Genomic DNA, 16448 nt, shown 5'->3' on the forward strand with positions numbered 1-16448 from the left:
GGGTCAGTCCTCTTTCAATTCGACCGGTTGCCCCGAACGGGCAGACTCATACACAGCGAGCACCGTGGCCAACGACCGCCGCCCGGCCTCCAGCGTCACGGCCGGCGGGCGGCCCTCGCGGACAGCGGCGATGAAGTCGCGGTACTGCGCGAGATGCGCGAGCTCGACCGGTCCCCACCCGTCCGGCCCTGCCAGCGCAGGCGCCTCGGGTGCCGAAGCGTCCGCCGAGGCGAAGTACGCGAGCTGATCGTCGTCGAGGACCGCCGTCCCTTGATCGCCGTGGATCGTCAGCCGCACCGGTCGGCCCGGGTACGCCGCCGTACTGGCGAGCATCAGTCCGATCGCCCCGCTCTCGAACACGATCGAGGCCCCGGCGAGGTCCTCGACCTCGATACCTTCGTGCGCGAGCCGACCGGTCTGCGCGCTCACCTGGACCGGCCGACCGAGCATCCAGACCAGCAGGTCGAGCGCGTGGATGCCCTGGTTCATCAGCGCGCCGCCGCCGTCGATCGCGAGGGTGCCGCGCCAGTCGTCGCCGTCGTAGTACGACTGCGGGCGGAAGAACGCCGACTCGGCGATCCCGGACGTCACGCGCCCGAGGGCGCCGGTGTCGATCGCGGCCCGGATCTGCGCGACCGGCGGCTGGAAGCGGCGCTGGCTGATCACCGAAACGGTCAGCCCGGTCTCGCGCTGCGCCGCGATCAACCGGTCGGCGGCGGCCAGCGTGATGTCGACCGGCTTCTCGACGATGACGTGCTTACCGGCCCGCAGTGCCTCGATGGCGACGTCGGCGTGCAGTGCGCTCGGCAGACAGATCCCGACGGCGTCGACCTCCGCCGCGGCGTACGCCTCCGCTGGTGTCGCGAAGGCCTGACCGCCGTACTGCGTGACGAGTTCGCCGGCGCGTTCGAGGTTCTGGTCGACAACACACGTCAGCACGGCTTCGTCGCCGAGAGCTTCGATGAGGCGAGCGTGCACGGCGCCGATCACGCCGGCACCGATGAGGGCGAAACGCATAGGACCTCTCTTCAGTCGGTCGTCCAGGAGATGGGTACGCCGCCGTTCTCGGCGGACCGTTGCGCGAGGAGTGCGAGCCGCGTGGCCAGCAGGCCGCGCGCGGTGCTGATGTCCGGTTCGTTGCCCGCAGCAAGCGCCTGCAGGACGAGCTCGGCCGGGCGATGACCGGCAGGCAGCGGTACGTCGTGCGGCGCCAGGTCGGTTGTGGTGAGAACGAGGCGGTTGCGCGCCCAGAGCAGTTCGGCGGTGCCATCGGTGCCGACGAGCTTCATTCGGTAGTCGCCGTGGACGGGTGAGCCGGCCGGGTTCATCCAGTCCACGCCCGCGGTGATGACGGCACCGGGTCCGCTCAGCGTCGCCACGCCGTACGACCCCTCGACCACGGCCCCGCTGACGGTCCCACTGGTCAGTCCGGTGAAGAGCAGCGCGGCGTCGATGTCGTGCACAGCGAGGTCGTTCAGGAGCCCGCCGTACCGCGCGCGCTCGAAGAACCAGTCGGGACGCGTCGGGCGGTTGAGTTTGTGCGGGCCGCACGACGTCACGCCGTGGATCGTGCCGAGTTGCTCCGCGATGCCCAGGGCGGCGAGCGTGACGGGGTAGTACCGCTTCTCCAGCAGAAGGGTCACGTGGCGGCCGGTGCGGTCCGCGGCCTCGGCGATCGCGTCGAGGTCCTCGAGCGTCGTGCACAGCGGTTTGTCGGCGATCACGTGACAGCCGGCGTTCAGCGCGTCGACCACCACCTGACCGCGGTCGCCGTAGATCCCGGCGACCATGACGACATCAGGCTCGACCTCGCGCAGCATCTGCTGGTGATCGGTGAACACCTTGGCGTCGTACGGCGCGGCCCAGCGCTCGGCGGTGTCGCGGGACGGATCCGCGACCGCGACCAGCTCGTACTCGGCGACCTGATCGACCTCCGCGGTCGCATAGGCCACGTGCGGATGGGCGGCGCCGGCGATGGCGATGCGCGTCATGATCGTGATTCCAGCATGCAACCGGTTGCACGTCAACGCATCAGGGCGTCGACTTCGGTGCCGCCGCGGTCGTCGCGCGGGTCACCAGGTGGGTCGCGATCGTGACGCACTCGGCGCTCGGCTCGGTGTGAGGTTCGGTCGCCTCCAGCAGGTTGACCAGCAGTTTCGCGGCCGCCGTGCCAGCGGTCGCGGCACCCGCCGAGACGCTGGTCAGGGCGGGCGTGGTGAGCGCGGCGAGGGTGTCGTCGCAGCCGACCAGGCTGAAGTCCGTCGGCACCGAGATGCCGCGCACCTCGAGCCCGGCCAGCACGCCCTGAGACACCACGTCGTCGAACGCGATCGCCGCGGTCGCTCCCGATCGGACCACGGCCGACACCGAATCCCGTCCGGCCGCGTACGTCGGCCGCCCGACCTCGACGATCTCCACCGTCAGTCGCGCCTTGGCGGAGGTCTGCGTCAGGGTCTCCCGCCGCTGCTGGTCCGACCACGAGTCGCGCGGCCCGGCCAGGTACACGAGCCGCTGGTGACCGAGCTTCTTCAGCAGCAGCACGGCCTCGGTCATCCCGCCCGACGAGTCGATCAGCACCCGCGGAATCCCGTCCAGGTCACGGTTGACCAGGACGACGGGACGGGTCGCGGCCAGCTCGCGGATCAGCGCCTCGGACAGTCGCGGCGAGGCGAGCACGAACCCCTCGACCTGCGCCGCCAGCCGGGCGATCAGCTTGGCCTCCCGCTCCGCGGACTCGTCGGAGTCCCCGAGGAACACCGCGAGGTCGGCGGTCTCCGCGGCGAGCTGCAGGCTCCGCACCAGCGGCGGGAAGAACGGGTTCGCGATATCCGGTACGACGACCGCGATGTTCCCGAACCGCCCCGTCGACAGCGCCCGCGCCGCCTGGTTGCCGACGTACCCGAGCCGGGCCGCGACCGTGCGCACGCGCTCGACGGTCTCCTGGCTGAGCAGCTGCGGCCGGGTGAAGGCGCGCGACACCGTCGCCCGCGAAACCTGTGCGGCGGCCGCGACGTCGCCGATGGTGACCCCCGGCGCCCGGCCGGCACGTGATGCCATGCGCCCACCATAAGGCTCATGCAACCGGTTGCACAGCCGTGGCGGGCGATGTCCAGGTCGTCACACTGTCTTCTTTGTGGCGGCGGAGAGAGTGACACTGATGTCAGGGGCGCCGGTCGACCCCGGTTGTGGGACCGGGCGATGGGCACTAGGTGAGCATGGTGGACGTCGAGCTGCGGTATCTGCGGATCTGGCGAGCAGCCGTGGGACTGCTGGCCATTCTGGGTGTGGTCACTGCGCTGGTGTTCGTGTCACCGGCGTCGAACCTGGCGGTCTTCCTGGTCGCCGCCTTCACCGCCGGGGCCATCTGCCTCAGCGCGGGGCTCGGGCGCGACCTGCCGAACTCGGACCTGCTCAGCATGGTTCCCCGCGGCGCGGTGCTCGGTGGACTGTGCGTGCTCGCGATCTGCGGGTACGCCGCCGCGATCGGAGCCCGTACCGTGACACTGCTCCTGCTGGTGGTCGGCGTGTCCCCGCCGGTCGTCGGCTGGTTGCGCGCCGGCCGAGCCGACCGGCCGGCGCGGACACTGCCGCGACGGCCGATCAGGTTGCCCAAGGCATCGAACCGTCGACTGAACGCCGTCCAGGCCGGCGACGACCCGGAAGCGGACTGGCCGATGCCGAAGTACCTGGTCGCCGTGGTGCGGAGCCTGAGTGAACTCAGCGACGAGGAGCTGTGCCTCGCCTGGCGACGCAGCTTCAGCCAGCTCGAGCGCGTGACGGGTCCCGATCGGAGACAGGCGATGGCCGACGTACGCCGGGCCTACCTCGACGAACTCGAACGCCGCCACCCCGACTCGTTCGCGGTCTGGCTGGCGTCGAACCCGCGCGCCGCCGGCAACCCGGCCCGCTTCTTCATCCACCGCGCCGACCATTAGGAAAACGCTGTACGCAGATCCGCTCCGATGAGTTCGACCGCATGCCGCCCGGCGGACAGTGCGCCCGGAAAGTTCAGGAACGCGTGCATCGTGTCCTCGTACTCGACCAGCCGGGTCGGTACGCCGTCCTGCTCCAGGCGGCCCGCGTACGCGAGCGCGTCATCGCGCAACGAGTCCCGCCCCGCCGCCAGCATCAGCGTCGGCGGAAGCCCCGCGAGCGAGTCGGCCCGCAGCGGTACGGCGGTCGCCGGTACGTCGTCCGCGGGGAAATACCACTCGCGCCACTCGGCGTCCGGGTGCAGGTCCAACGTCGGGTAGCAAAGGATCTGACGGTCGGGGAGGGGGCGGCCTTCGTCCCGAGCGAGCAGACACGCCCCGGCAGCCAGCGCGGCACCCGCACTCTGCCCACCCACCGCGATCTCCCCACCGAGATGCTCGCGGATCCATCGCAATGTGTCGCGGACGTCCAGAAGCCCTGCTGGATAAGGGTTCTCGGGCGCGAGCCGATAGTTGAGCGAGACGACAGTAACGTTGCCGCCGGCAGCGATCCCGGAGGTCGCGTACTCGATGTCCCGCAGGTGCCCGCCGATGAACGAGCCGCCGTGCAGCCAGAGCAGCACCGGTCGAGGCTCCCGCGACATGCGGTAGATCCGCGCCTCGAGCGACCGCCCCGGCAGGTCGATCACGATGTCCTCGATCTCCGGCCGCGGATCACGCTCGCCCGCCAGCGCCGGGTCCGGCAGATCCTCCCGATCCAGCAGCAACGCCTCGTACGGATCGAGGTCGGGGTAGCCGGGCTGATCGGCGAGCACCTTCAGCAGCGCGTCCGTCTCCGGCCCGTACTCCGGGCTGTCGACGAGCTCGGGCGTCATGCGCTCACCGGCTGCAGGTGGCGCGCCGCGTGCGCGAACAGGATCCCGTCGGGCGTCGTCGCGACGTACTCCGCGAGCGCCCCGATCCCGCCGTCGAACCCGGCGCCCGTCGACGGGTCCGCCCAGGTCTCCTCGTCGTACCGCGCGATCTCGTCGACGAGTGCGTCGCCGACGGAACGGAACCGGTGCAGCACCAGTTCGGCCGGGATCCGCCGGCCCGCCTCGACGCCGCCGAGGTTGAGCGCGCGCCCGATACCGGCGGTCTCCCAGCGCGGATCGAGACTCCAGTGCAGGCGCCCCGCCCGGGCGTCCCGCAGTACGGCGAGCGTGATCTCGTCCCACATCAGTACGTGCGCGACCAGGTCGTGCAACGAGTCACAGAAGTCCCCGAGCGGTCCGGCGGTCACCTCGTACGGCGCCCGCAGTTCGTCCTCGCTCAGTCCCTCGATCCGGCTCAGCAACAGGTCCTGGTCCCGGCGGATCATCCCGGCGGCCTGCGCCGGTGTTGTAGTCGGTGTACGCATGCCGACAATCAACCAGCCCGGCGACCGTGGCCCTGGCCGATTGCGCGATCCTCTCAATCGACGGCGCGGTACGTCGCCATCTTCGCGCGCGCTCCACAGGTGTTCATCGAACACCAGCGCCGCCGCCCGGCGCGACTCGCGTCGACGTACAGCAGCGAACAATCGTCCGCGGCGCACGTCCGGATCCGGTCGGCGAGCGGACCGGTGAGCAGGTCGACCGCGTCCCTGGCCAGGCTGCTGAGCAGACCGAGCACGTCGACCGCCACGTACTCCGCGCGAAGCTCGGACGTCAGTCTTGGACCAGCTGACGGCCGGCTGCTCCAACGATTGACCACCTCGAGGTCAGCGGCGTCCGTGGCCCCGGTGAACAGCCGGTACAACGCCTCCCGCAGCTCGACTGCCTGCCGGTACGCACGCCCTGAAACGACCGGCTCGTCCTGCGCCAGCCCGGCTTCACGGAACCAGCGGCCGAGATCAGCCGGCTCCGGGATGCGCTCGAACGGCGTCTGCTGCCGCTTGCCGAGGGTCGCGGTGAAATCGACCGACGGCCGCCCGCCGACCCAGGTGAAGCGCGTCTCCATGAGAGGTAGTCTATCCTCGCTGTTACCACTTCAACCGGTAACCAAAGGAGCGGCTTGTGAGGATCGGGATCGTCGGCGCGGGCGGTGTGGGCGGGTACTTCGGCGCGCGGCTTGCCGCTGCCGGGCAGGACGTGGCGTTCGTGGCGCGGGGCAAGCACCTGGAGGCGCTGCAGGCCGACGGGCTCGTGGTGCACAGCCCGGCAGGTGACCTGCGGTTGCCGGTGCGGGCGACCAGCGATCCGGCCGAGATCGGCCCGGTGGACTACGTGCTGATCTGCGTGAAGACGTGGCAGCTCCCCGAGGCGATCGGCACGATCCGTCCGCTGGTCGGTCCGGACACCGCGATCGTCACCGTGCAGAACGGCGTCGAGGCCCCCGGCCAGGTCGCCGAGGTCTACGGGCGGGACGCCGTACTGCCCGGCGCCGCCGAGGTCATCGCGTACGTCGAGAGTCCCGGCGTCATCCGGCATCTCGGCAACGGGAAGCTCAACTTCGGCGAATGGGACAACGCGACCACGCCGCGGACCGGCCTGCTGCGGGACGCGTTCGTGGCGGCGGGGCTCCAGGCGACCGTTCCGGAGGACATCTGGGCGGCGCTCTGGACGAAGTTCCTGTCGGTCGTCCCGGGCGGCGGTCTCGGTACGGCGACCGGCGCCGGGTACGGCGTACTCCGCACCCACCCCGCCACCCGCCGGCTGCTGACCGAGGCCATCACGGAGATCCGCGATATCGCACTGGCGCGAGGCATCCGGCTCGCCGAGGACGTCGTACCGCGGACCCTCGCGTGGATCGATCAGCTCCCGGCCGACGGCACGACCTCGCTGCAGCGCGACCTGATCGCCGGCCGCCCGTCGGAACTGGACGCCTGGACCGGCGCCGTCGTACGGCTCGGTGCCGAATCGGGCGTCCCGACCCCGGTCAACACCTTCCTGTTCGAACTGGCCGGCGCTCGCGCGCTTATTCCAGACCGAGGTCTGTAAGGACCTCGATCACCGGCCGGTTCGGCGGGGCCGCGGCGACGAGGCCGCGGATGCAGCCGGTCATCACCATCCGGAAGTACGGCTCGGAGGTGATCATCGGCAGTTCCTGGTGCGCCGCGCTCAGCACCTCGTCCGCGGCGAGGAGCGCGTAGACCTTCTCGAGTTCGCGTTGGTGCGGGCCTTCGAAGTACGGGCGATGCCGTTCCTCGGCCGCGGTCAGGTTGATCGCGAGCGACGCGACGGTGCCGGACATCAGCACCGCGCCGGCCGCACTGTAGCCGCGCCGGCCGAGCGCCTCGACCGCCTCCCGCTGCAGCCGGACGCCGGCTTCGCCGCGCGGAAACAGCCCCTGCAGGTACGCCGCGAGGCCTGGGTGCTCGAGCACGAACGTGTGCAACTGCCGCGCGAACGACAACAGGTGCGCCTCGACGTCCTCGTCCGGGTCGTCGACGATGTGCAGCTCCCGCAGTACCGCCTCACCGACCAACGCCTCGAGCCCGAGCTTGCCGTCGACGTGCCGGTACAGCGCGGTCGGGGTGACGCCGAGCGCGGTCGCGACCCCGTTCACGGTCAGGTTGGTCAGGCCGAGCCGCAGACCCTCCCGCTCGATGTCCGCGACGGTGATCTGCGCCTGGCGGCCGCCGGTCTTCCGGCGGGGCGGATTCGCTGTCACAACCCTCCTCTCTGGGGACTGACCCCAAAGTTATGCTACTAACTTAGATCATCACCGTCACCGACGGTGATAGTTCTTGTCCCTCACTCCTCAGGAGATCATGGTGAGCGCACCACGCCCCACCCGGCGCACGATGCTGAAGGCCGCCGGCGGGCTGACCGTCGCCGCCGGCCTCGGCGCCGGCACCATTCTGGCCACCTCCCTCGCCGCCAGCGCGGCGGACGACGGGTTCGGCCTGCACATCACCGAGCGGAACGAAGACGATCCGCGGATGTGGTACTACCGCTTCCGGACCGACGCGATCGGCTGGGCCCCGGCCGTCAACGTCCTGCTGCCGAGCGACTATCACACCAGCGGGCGCACCTACCCGGTGCTGTACCTGCTGCACGGCGGCAACCAGGACTTCATCGCGTTCGACCGCCTCGGCATCCGCGACTGGACCGCGGACAAGCCGATGATCGTGGTGATGCCCGACGGCGGCAAGGCCGGCTGGTACTCCAACCCGGTCAGCTCCAACTCCGGCCCGCGCAACTGGGAGAGCTTCCACATCAACCAGCTGATTCCGTGGGTCGACGCCAACTTCCGGACGCACGCCGAGTTCGCCGGCCGGGCCGTCGCGGGCTTCTCGATGGGCGGCTTCGGCGCGCTCAAGTACACGGCGAAGTACTACGGCCACTTCGCCTCCGTCAGTTCGCACTCCGGCCCCGCGAGCGTACGCCGGGATGCGGGCCTGGTCGTGCACTGGGCGAACGTGTCCTCCGCGGCCGTCGACCTGGCCGGCGGCACGATCTACGGCGCCCCGGCGTGGGACGAGGCCCGCGTCACCGCCGACAACCCGATGGAGAACCTCGAGCGCTACCGCGGCAAGCGCATCTTCCTGGTCGCCGGCACCAGCCCGAGCCCCGACCCGTTCGACTACGCCAACGAGACCCAGGTCCTGGCCGGCCACCGCGAGTTCAAGGCCGCCCTCCACCGGGCCAACATCCCCTTCACCGCCTACGAGGACGAAGGCGGCCACATGGTCCGCCCCAACCGCATGATCGAAGACCTGAACGGCATCATCGCCCACCTGAAGAAAGCCTGACCAAGCCCCACCCGGATCCCCGCCGTTGGTGGGTTGACCCATCGGATGCAGGGTTTGCGTCCGAGATCCCGTGCGCAAACCCTGCATCTCGGACGTCAACCCATGAGAGGGCGGCGCCTGAGTCACTCCTCGGCGAGGCGCTGGAGGAGTGCGGCGAGCGTCTGCTGCTCGTCCGCTGTCAGGCGGGCGAGTTGGCCGGCCATCACGTCGCGGCGCTTCTCGCGGAGGGTGCTGAGGATCTTCAGGCCGTCGGGCGTGAGATAGACGAGGGTGGCGCGGCGGTCATATGGGTCCGGCTGCCGCGCGACCAGTCCGGCCGTCTCCAGATCGTCCACAACCGACGTCGCCGACCGCGGCACGATGTCCAGTAGCGCCGCCAGTTCGCTCAGTCGAAGCAGCCGGTCCGCGCGATGGAGCGTCCGCAGTACCCGGAACTGCCCGTGCGTGACGCTCTCGCCGAACCCCTCCCGCGACGCCCGCCGCTGGCGCCGAACGATCCCGTCCAGCAGGCCGGCAATCTGCTCTGCAGCATCCTCGGGATCAGGCATGCCCAGAGCCTAATGGGAGTTCTCGCGCTCGCGGGGAACAAACCGGCACATTGTGAGGTTAGCTCATAGTGAGCTAACCTCAATATGAGCTGGTCCCCTGAGCTGGTCCCTGAGCTGGAAGGAGCTGCATGTCGCAGATTTCTGGGCTTCCGGGTGGGGGAGGGGGCGGCGGGCGTGCGATGCGGTCGCTGTTGAAGGACTCCTCCGTCCGGCATCACAAGTTGTCGGCGGGCACGCTCCGCCGGATCCTCGGGTTCGCCCGTCCGTACCGCGGCCACCTGGCCGCCTTCCTCGTCTTCGTCGCGCTCGACGCCGGCACCGGCGCGGTCACCCCGCTGCTGTTCAAGGCGATCATCGACCGCGGCATCGTGCCGGGCCACGCCCAAGTGGTCGTCTGGCTCGCCTTCGTCGTGGCGCTGCTCGCGGTCGCGAACAGCGCGATCACCCTCGTCGAGCGCTGGTTCTCCTCGCGGATCGGCGAAGGTCTCGTCTACGACCTCCGCACCGCCGTGTTCGACCATGTGCAGCAGCTCCCGGTCGCGTTCTTCAGCCGGACGCAGACCGGCGCGCTCATCCAGCGCCTGAACGGCGACGTACTCGGCGCCCAGCAGGCGTTCACGTCCACGCTCTCGAACGTGGTCAGCAACCTGCTCAGCGTCACACTCGTCCTCGCCGCGATGTTCGTGATGTCGTGGCAGATCACCCTGCTCGCGCTCGTCGTCCTCCCGCTGTTCGTGATTCCGGCGCGGCTGCTCGCCGGAAAGTTGCGTACGGCAACAGCGGAGACGTACAAGCTGAACGCCACCATGGCGCAGACCATGACCGAGCGCTTCAACGTCGCCGGCGCGGTGCTCGCGAAGGTGTTCGGCCGCACCGAGGATGCGTCCCGCGACTTCGCCGGCAAGGCCGCCCGGGTCCGCGACATCGGCGTCACCACCTCGATGTACGCCGGTGTCTTCCGCGTCTCGCTCACACTCGTTGCAGCACTGGCGGTCGCGCTCGTGTACGGCGTCGGCGGGGTCTTCGCCGTCGAAGGGATGCTCGGGATCGGTACCGTCGTGGCGCTGACGGCGTACCTGAACCGTCTCTACGGGCCGTTGACCGCGCTCTCGAACATGCAGGTCGACATCATGACCACGCTGGTCAGCTTCGAGCGGGTGCTCGAGGTGCTCGACCTTCCGCCGATGGTTGCCGACCGCAAGGACGCGAAGACGCTGCCGCCGGACGCGGAGCCGTCGATCGAGTTCGACCACGTGTCGTTCCACTACCCGTCGGCCAAGGAGGTGTCGCTCGCCTCGCTCGAGTCGGTCGCGACGCTGTCGGCCGAGACCGGGGAAGAGGTCCTCGAGGACGTCACGTTCACCGTCGAACCCGGCCAGATGGTCGCCGTCGTCGGCCCGTCCGGCGCCGGCAAGTCCACGCTCTCCTCTCTCGTCTCCCGGATGTACGACGCCACGGGCGGCGCGGTCCGGGTCGGCGGTCACGACGTACGCGAAGTCACGCAGGCCTCGCTCCGTGCGGTGATCGGCGTGGTCACGCAGGACTCGCACATGTACCACGACACGATCCGCGCCAACCTGCAGCTGGCCCGCCCGGACGCGACCGACGCCGAACTCCACCAGGCCCTCGAGGCGGCGCAGATCGCGGCGCTGGTCGACAGCCTGCCGGACGGTCTCGACACCGTGGTCGGGGATCGCGGCTACCGGTTGTCGGGTGGTGAACGTCAGCGGCTCGCGATCGCGCGGCTGCTGCTCAAGTCCCCGTCGATCGTGATCCTCGACGAGGCGACCGCGCACCTGGACTCCGAGTCCGAGGCCGCCGTCCAGACCGCGCTCGCGAACGCGCTGGTCGGCCGTACGTCGCTCGTCATCGCCCACCGCCTCTCCACGATCCGCAACGCCGACGTCATCCTCGTCCTCGACGAAGGCCGCATCCAGCAACGCGGCACCCACGACGAACTGCTGGCCCAGGGCGGCCTGTACGCCGACCTCTACGCCACCCAGTTCGCCGAAGCCGCCTGATCACCAGCCGGACCCCTGGTCGCGCGGTGGTGGGCGGTCGGGGGAGGATCGCGCTATGAGAGATCGGATGACTGCGGCCCCCACCGAGCTGACGTACGACGCCCCCGCGGCGGACTGGCTCGCGGCGCTCCCGCTCGGCAACGGCCGGATCGGCGCGATGTGGTTCGGCGGCACCCCGCAGGACCGCATCGCTCTGAACGACGAAACCTGCTGGTCGGGCAGCCCCGAAACAACCCGCCGCCTCGCAACTCCAGCCGGTGAGCGCGACGGCGGGGTTGGAGCGGCCGCCGTTGAGCGGGTACGGGCCGCGCTGGCGGCGGGCGACGTGCGTGCGGCCGAGGACCTTGCGGCTGGGTTTCACAGCGGTCACTCGCAGGCGTATCTCCCGCTGGGCGATCTGCTCCTGGACTTCGCGTCCACAGGTACGAACTACCGCCGTCGGCTCGACCTGGACACCGCGGTAGCCCGCGTCGAGTACGAGGTGGGCGACGTCGAGGTCTGGCAGGAGGTCTTCGTCAGCGCGCCGGCACAGGCATTGGTCCTACGTCTAGGCGCCTCGCAGCCGCTCACAGTGACGCTCAGCCTCACCTCGCAGCTCCGCGCAACGACGCAATCCCTCGGCGACAACGGCCTAGCACTGCTAGCCACCTGCCCGTCGTCCGTAGCCCCGCCCCACGGGAACGCCGCCGCGCCGATCCAGTACTCCGACGGCGACGACCGCGGCATGAACGCAGCCGTCGCACTACGCGCGCACACCGACGGCACGCTCACGCCCACAGACGACCAACTGACCATCAGCAACTCCACGGAACTCCTGGTAGTCCTCACCACCGCCACCGGCTACGAGGACCCCCACACCGCCCCAACCCGCACACAAAACGACTGCCAGCAAGCAGCAGACACCACGGCCCGCACGGCACTCGCCCGCGGTGCCGAGGCGCTTCTGCAGGAGCATGTCCGCGACTACCAGGGCCTGTTCCGGCGGTCGGTGCTCGTGCTTCCTTCGGCGAGCGACCTGACGACCGACCGTCGGCTGGTAGAGGCGGGCGACGACCCAGGCCTGGCCGCGCTGATCTACAACTTCGGCCGGTACCTGATGATCTCCAGCTCACGCCCAGGCGGACTGCCGACCAACCTCCAAGGCATCTGGAACGACAAGCTGCAGCCCCCATGGAGCAGTAACTACACGGTCAACATCAACACCGAAATGAACTACTGGCCCGCCGAGACGACATCCCTCTCCGAGTGCCACCAACCCCTCCTCGACTACGTCAAACACCTAGCCGTAGCAGGTCGTCGTACGGCGGAACACCTGTACGGCGCGAAGGGTTGGACCGCGCATCACAACGCCGACGCCTGGTGCTGGACCGCGCCCGTCGACGGCAATCCGAAGTGGTCGAACTGGCCGATGGCCGGCGTCTGGCTGTGCCGTCATCTCTGGGACCACTACGCGTTCACCGGCGACCGCGAGTACCTGAAGGATGTCTGGCCGACGCTCCGAGGCGCCGCCGAGTTCGCCCGCGACTGGCTGATCGAACTCCCGGACGGCACCCTCGGCACCGCCCCTTCCACCTCACCGGAGAACGAGTACGTCGCCGCAGACGGCCAGCCCGCCTCGGTCACGACCTCGTCGACCATGGACCTGTCCCTCATCGCGGACCTCTTCGACCGCTGCACACAGGCCGCCGCGGACCTCGACCTCGCCGACCCCCTGATCGACGACCTGACCGCGGCCCGCAAGCGGATCCCCGACCCGAAGATCGGTAGCCAAGGGCAACTACAGGAGTGGCTGGCCGACCTGCCCGAGGCCGAGCCGCAGCACCGTCACACGTCTCACCTGATCGGCCTGCACCCCGGAGACCAGATCACCCCGGACGGTACGCCGGAACTCGCCGCGGCCGCCGCGCGCACTCTGGAGCTGCGCGGCGACAAGAGCACCGGCTGGTCACTGGCCTGGCGGATCTCGTTGTGGGCAAGGCTTCGCGACGGTGCCGCCGCCCACCGCCTGGTCCGTGAACTGCTCACCCCGGCCGCAGACTCCGGCACCGACTACGTGGGCGACGGCTCCGGTCTGTACCCGAACCTGTTCTGCGCGCACCCGCCGTTCCAGATCGACGGCAACTTCGGTGCGACCGCCGGAATCGCGGAGATGCTGCTGCAGAGCCACACCGGCGAACTCGAGATCTTCCCCGCGCTCCCGGACGCATGGCCGGAGGGCTCGATCACCGGTCTCCGGGCCCGCGGCGGTGTCCGCGTCGACCTCACCTGGTCCCCGGACACCGCGAACGCCGTACTCACGGCCGACCGCGACACCACCGTCGTACTCCGGCACCAGCAGCAGCGCGAGGACGTGTCTCTCACCGCGGGCGTTCCACACACCGTCACACTCAAGGGATGAGCTTCGTCATCGGCGTCGACATCGGTACCGGCAGTACGAAGGCTGTCCTGTGCACGCTCGACGGGGAGGTCGTGGCGGTGGCGCGCCGCGACCACGCCCCGAGCCTGCCGCAGCCGGGGTGGGCCGAGATGGATCCCGAACGCGACTGGTGGGGCGACGTCGTCGAGGTCCTCGCCGAACTGGACTCCACGGATGTCGTCGCCGTCTGCGTCTCCGGCCTCGGCCCGTGCGTCGTCCAGACCGACGACGACCTGCGCCCCCGCCGCCCGGCGATCCTGTACGGAGTCGACACCCGATCGACCCGCGAGATCGCCGAGATCACCGCCCAGCTCGGCGCGGACGCGATCCTCGAACGCTGCGGCAAGGACCTGTCCAGCCAGGCGATCGGGCCGAAGCTGTCCTGGCTGCGGCGGGCGGCCGGCGACGCGTGGCGGCCGCAGGACCGCTGGTTCAGCGCGCACACGTACGTCGTCGCGCAGCTCACCGGCGAATGGGTTCTCGATCACCACACCGCCAGCCAGTGCGACCCGTTCTACGACATCCATCGGCAGGACTGGGCGACCGACTGGGTGGAGGCGGTTCTGCCGGGTCTCGCCCTGCCGCGCCTGGTCTGGCCGTCCGAACAGGTGGGCGTCGTACGCCGGGACGCCGCAGCACTGACCGGTCTGGCCGAAGGTACGCCGGTCGTCGCGGGGACCGTCGACGCGTGGGCCGAGGCCTTCAGCGTCGGCGTACGGCGTCCTGGCGATCTGATGCTGATGTACGGCTCGACGATGTTCTTCGTCCAGGTCCTGTCCGCGCCGACGAGCGTGCGCGGCCTGTGGACGACGTCCGGTGTCGAGCACGGATCGCACACGCTCGCTGCCGGTATGGCGACCTCGGGAACCGTCACCACCTGGCTACAGGAGCTCACCGGCGGTGCACCGTTCGAAACCTTGCTCGCGGAGGCCGCTGTCGTTCCCGCGGGCAGCGAGGGACTCGTCCTGCTTCCGTACTTCAGCGGTGAACGAACCCCGATCTACGACCCGCTGGCCCGTGGCGTGATCGCCGGCCTCACCCTCCGGCACGGCCGCGGTCACCTGCTGCGCGCGGCGTACGAAGGGATCGCCTGCGGCGTCCGCCAGATCCTCGACCTCTTCGACAGCGTCGGTACCGCGGGCGCCGCGGGACGGATCGTTGCCGTCGGTGGTGGCACGCAGGGTGGGTTGTGGACCCAGATCGTCAGCGACGTCGCGGGCGTGCGGCAAACGGTTCCCCAGCAGACGATCGGAGCGTCGTACGGCGACGCGCTGCTGGCCGCGATCGGGATCGGGGCGGTCCCGCCGGACACCGATTGGACCACACCGGACCACGTCGTCGTCCCCGATCCGGCAACCCGGTCGACGTACGCGAGCTTGCTGCAGACGTTCACGGAGCTGTACCCGGCGACTCGGGATCAGATCCACCGCCTGGCGCAGACCGCTCTCTAGGTCACGTCGCGGACGTGCAGCACGGTTCCGCTGGGAAGATCGCGGTCGAGCAGCGACCAGATGGTCCGCGCCACGGTCTCCGGCTTCGCGAGGTGGCCGAGGGCCTGCATGTCACGGAAGCGGCCCGAGACCGGCACCTCTTCGAGGCTGGCCGCTCGTAGTTCGGCCTGCATGTCGGTGTCGACCGAGCCCGGCGACACGGAGATCACCCGGCAGCCGGGACTTCGGCGCTGCTGCTCCAGGCCCACCGTGCGCACCCACTGGTCGATCGCTGCCTTGCCTGCGCCGTAACTGGATTCGCCTTCGTGCGGGCGTCTCGCCGCGCCGGACGACAGCATGATCAGGTGTTGCTCGCAGTCCCGTCCGGACACCGCGCTGAGGAACGACTGCCCGAGCACCTGTGCTGCCGCCGAGTTCAGCAGCACGTTGCGCGTGTACTGCTCGGTGTCGACGTGATCCGCCGAACCGAGCGGCGTCAGCGTTCCGGCGTTGTGGATGAACACCACGAGCTCCGGGTCGCCGGCCTCGATCCGTTGCCGGAAGTCCTTCTCCACCACCGGCCACGACTCAGGGTCTGCGAGATCCACCGCGACGTGGTGCGCGCCCGGCGTACCGCCGCGACGCGAGATGTCGATCAGTTCCGCCCTCTCGAACGGGATCGTCGCCGCCAGCGCAGCCCCCAGCCCCGCCGACGCACCAGAGATCCAGACCAGAATCCGCCGCAGCGGCGTCATCGCCTGCCCGTCCCCGAGCGCAGGCAAAAATCCAGCATCATGCAGTTCCCCCCTGCAGACCCAACCCACCCCTAGGAGCTGAGACTACGTCGTGGAGCCCATAAGGCGAACCCCCGTGGGCGTTTCTGACCATCAGCAACCACGCGGTCGCCGCCAGCACGCAGACGAGCTGTGAGCAGGCACTCAGCGGACTCACCGGAACCTTGTTGCCCGCAGCATCAACCAGTTGGTCAAGCGTTCGCTCTGCGGGTGGGGCACCTCAGAGGTGGGCTGGGGATTTGATGGGTCAGCCAGTCGCATCGGGGGTTCCTGACCCGTTCTCAGGGTGTGGAACCCCGCAGTTCGCTGGCTGACCCACCAAATGTGGGGCGGGCGACTGGGTCAGGACTGGGTCAGGACTGGGTCAGGACTGGTTGTCCGGGATGTCGTCGTTCTGGCCGTCCAGGTTGTCCAGTTGGTCCTTGGCCATGTCCGTGCCCTGGTCGATCTTGTCGCCGTACTTGCCGCCGGTCTTCTCGTCGGCGAACTCGCCGGCCTTGTCCAGGCCCTCGCTGACCTTGTCACCGTGCTCGTCGACCAGGTCGCCGGCCTTGTCCTTCATGCTGTCGAACATACCCATCGTGGTTTCC

16 protein-coding genes are annotated in these 16448 nt (G+C 69.7%); 6 read left to right on the forward strand and 10 right to left on the reverse strand.

Annotated features, from left to right (window positions below):
• Positions 1-3: 3 nt before the first annotated feature.
• From E0H50_RS28585 to E0H50_RS28595, 3 genes are read right to left on the reverse strand one after another with little or no spacing between them, the layout of a single operon-like run.
• On the reverse strand, positions 4-1017 hold the full coding sequence (locus tag E0H50_RS28585; RefSeq protein ID WP_131293619.1) for a Gfo/Idh/MocA family protein: 1014 nt from the start codon (positions 1015-1017) through the stop codon (positions 4-6).
• An 11-nt stretch (positions 1018-1028) separates the two neighbouring features.
• Positions 1029-1991 (reverse strand): Gfo/Idh/MocA family protein, encoded by a 963-nt coding sequence (locus E0H50_RS28590; protein WP_131293620.1) that lies wholly within the window; start codon positions 1989-1991, stop codon positions 1029-1031.
• A 40-nt stretch (positions 1992-2031) separates the two neighbouring features.
• A complete protein-coding gene (locus tag E0H50_RS28595; protein WP_131293621.1) occupies positions 2032-3057 on the reverse strand; it encodes a LacI family DNA-binding transcriptional regulator in 1026 nt (341 codons plus the stop codon).
• 152 nt (positions 3058-3209) lie between these two features.
• Between E0H50_RS28595 and E0H50_RS28600 the strand changes: the two genes are divergently transcribed.
• The gene (locus tag E0H50_RS28600) at positions 3210-3935 is read left to right on the forward strand and encodes a hypothetical protein (protein ID WP_131293622.1); all 726 of its coding nucleotides are present in this window, start codon (positions 3210-3212) and stop codon (positions 3933-3935) included.
• On the opposite strand, the gene E0H50_RS28605 is transcribed toward E0H50_RS28600, so the two are convergent.
• From E0H50_RS28605 to E0H50_RS28615, 3 genes are read right to left on the reverse strand one after another with little or no spacing between them, the layout of a single operon-like run.
• Positions 3932-4807, reverse strand: a complete 876-nt coding sequence (locus tag E0H50_RS28605) for an alpha/beta hydrolase (RefSeq protein ID WP_131293623.1) — start codon at positions 4805-4807, stop codon at positions 3932-3934. The genes E0H50_RS28600 and E0H50_RS28605 overlap by 4 nt on opposite strands.
• Entirely contained in the window at positions 4804-5331 is a 528-nt protein-coding gene (locus E0H50_RS28610; RefSeq protein WP_165547327.1) for a DinB family protein, read from the reverse strand. The genes E0H50_RS28605 and E0H50_RS28610 overlap by 4 nt, the downstream gene beginning before the upstream one ends.
• Positions 5332-5384: 53 nt before the next feature.
• A complete protein-coding gene (locus E0H50_RS28615) occupies positions 5385-5912 on the reverse strand; it encodes a CGNR zinc finger domain-containing protein (protein ID WP_131293624.1) in 528 nt (175 codons plus the stop codon).
• A gap of 56 nt (positions 5913-5968) precedes the next feature.
• Here E0H50_RS28615 and E0H50_RS28620 point away from each other — a divergent pair, with 56 nt between their 5' ends.
• Positions 5969-6892: a 2-dehydropantoate 2-reductase gene (locus E0H50_RS28620; protein ID WP_131293625.1), complete on the forward strand. Its 924-nt coding sequence runs from the start codon at positions 5969-5971 to the stop codon at positions 6890-6892.
• Here the strand turns inward: E0H50_RS28620 and E0H50_RS28625 are convergent.
• Positions 6870-7565, reverse strand: a complete 696-nt coding sequence (locus tag E0H50_RS28625; RefSeq protein ID WP_131293626.1) for a TetR/AcrR family transcriptional regulator — start codon at positions 7563-7565, stop codon at positions 6870-6872. The two genes, E0H50_RS28620 and E0H50_RS28625, sit on opposite strands and share 23 nt — an antisense overlap.
• A gap of 103 nt (positions 7566-7668) precedes the next feature.
• On the opposite strand from E0H50_RS28625, the gene E0H50_RS28630 reads away from it, so the two are divergent.
• Positions 7669-8649, forward strand: coding sequence for an alpha/beta hydrolase (locus tag E0H50_RS28630; protein ID WP_420323261.1), 981 nt, complete (start codon positions 7669-7671; stop codon positions 8647-8649).
• 122 nt (positions 8650-8771) lie between these two features.
• On the opposite strand, the gene E0H50_RS28635 is transcribed toward E0H50_RS28630, so the two are convergent.
• Positions 8772-9197, reverse strand: a complete 426-nt coding sequence (locus E0H50_RS28635) for a MarR family winged helix-turn-helix transcriptional regulator (protein WP_131293627.1) — start codon at positions 9195-9197, stop codon at positions 8772-8774.
• A 128-nt stretch (positions 9198-9325) separates the two neighbouring features.
• Here E0H50_RS28635 and E0H50_RS28640 point away from each other — a divergent pair, with 128 nt between their 5' ends.
• The 3 genes from E0H50_RS28640 to E0H50_RS28650 are packed head-to-tail and all read left to right on the forward strand — an operon-like array spanning position 9326 to position 15085.
• Complete coding sequence (locus E0H50_RS28640; protein WP_131293628.1) at positions 9326-11218, forward strand: ABC transporter ATP-binding protein; 1893 nt, start codon at positions 9326-9328, stop codon at positions 11216-11218.
• A 55-nt stretch (positions 11219-11273) separates the two neighbouring features.
• On the forward strand, positions 11274-13616 hold the full coding sequence (locus E0H50_RS28645) for a glycoside hydrolase family 95 protein (protein WP_131293629.1): 2343 nt from the start codon (positions 11274-11276) through the stop codon (positions 13614-13616).
• Positions 13613-15085 carry an FGGY-family carbohydrate kinase gene (locus E0H50_RS28650; protein WP_131293630.1) on the forward strand — a complete coding sequence of 491 codons (1473 nt, stop codon included), beginning with the start codon at positions 13613-13615 and terminating at the stop codon, positions 15083-15085. The genes E0H50_RS28645 and E0H50_RS28650 overlap by 4 nt, the downstream gene beginning before the upstream one ends.
• Here the strand turns inward: E0H50_RS28650 and E0H50_RS28655 are convergent.
• Both E0H50_RS28655 and E0H50_RS28660 read right to left on the reverse strand, forming a co-directional pair.
• On the reverse strand, positions 15082-15846 hold the full coding sequence (locus E0H50_RS28655) for an SDR family NAD(P)-dependent oxidoreductase (RefSeq protein WP_131293631.1): 765 nt from the start codon (positions 15844-15846) through the stop codon (positions 15082-15084). The two genes, E0H50_RS28650 and E0H50_RS28655, sit on opposite strands and share 4 nt — an antisense overlap.
• Before the next feature lie 376 nt (positions 15847-16222).
• The gene (locus tag E0H50_RS28660) at positions 16223-16438 is read right to left on the reverse strand and encodes an antitoxin (RefSeq protein WP_131293632.1); all 216 of its coding nucleotides are present in this window, start codon (positions 16436-16438) and stop codon (positions 16223-16225) included.
• Between the last annotated feature and the right edge of the window lie 10 nt (positions 16439-16448).

The organism is Kribbella sindirgiensis (assembly GCF_004331435.1).
GTDB classification, from domain to species: domain Bacteria; phylum Actinomycetota; class Actinomycetes; order Propionibacteriales; family Kribbellaceae; genus Kribbella; species Kribbella sindirgiensis.